Raw genomic sequence first — 765 nt, forward strand, 5'->3', positions numbered from 1 at the left:
GCTTCGGCGTGCCCGGGTGCACCGGCTCCGGTCGGCCCGGGGCTTCGGCGCGGCCGTCCGGCACCACCCGGTGCCCTTCCAGGAAGTGCGCGTACCAGGCCCTGACCGTGAGCAGGTACGCCCGCGAGTGGTTGTAGCCGAGGATCGCCCGGTCCAGGTCGGCCGGGTCGGACAGGTTCCGACCGTCCGCACACAGATAGCGGCCCGCGGCGAGCGCGGCGTCGAAGACGTTGCTCGGGTCGGCCCGGCCGTCGCCGTTGCCGTCGGCGCCCCAGCGGGCCCAGGTGGACGGGATGAACTGCATCGGGCCCACCGCGCGGTCGTAGGCCGTGTCCCCGTCGTACACCCCGTGGTCGGTGTCGCGGATGACGGCGAAGGGGCCGCCGTTCAGCCGGGGGCCGAGGATCGGCGTGACGGTCGTGCCGTCCGCGGTCACCCGGCCGCCGCGCGCCTGCCCGGACTCCACCTGACCGATCGCGGCCGGCAGCTGCCACCGCAGTCCGCAGCCGGGCCTGGTGCGGGCCAGCTCCCGCTCGGCGTTCCGGTATGCGGCGAACACGCTCGCCGGGAGGGCACCACCGCCCGTCACCGGCCCGGTGCCCTTCTTCCGCTTCCCCGTCCGCAGCGGCGGCAGCTCGGTCCGGTAGGGGGTGTCGCCGGACACGCTCGGCCCGCGCTCGGCGGGTGTCGCCTGACGCGCGGGCTCCGCCAACCGGGCCGGGAGCGCCCCCGGCGCCTGGGACGCGGTCAGCGCCGCCATGGCCG

The 765-nt window shown here is 76.9% G+C and carries 1 protein-coding gene; it reads right to left on the reverse strand.

The genetic code is table 11. The features are described 5' to 3' along the window. Window positions 1–765: lytic transglycosylase domain-containing protein (locus tag C1J00_RS43600; protein ID WP_245936757.1), on the reverse strand; the 765-nt coding region annotated here is incomplete at both ends.

The sequence above is a fragment of the Streptomyces cahuitamycinicus genome (assembly GCF_002891435.1).
GTDB classification, from domain to species: Bacteria; Actinomycetota; Actinomycetes; order Streptomycetales; family Streptomycetaceae; genus Streptomyces; species Streptomyces cahuitamycinicus.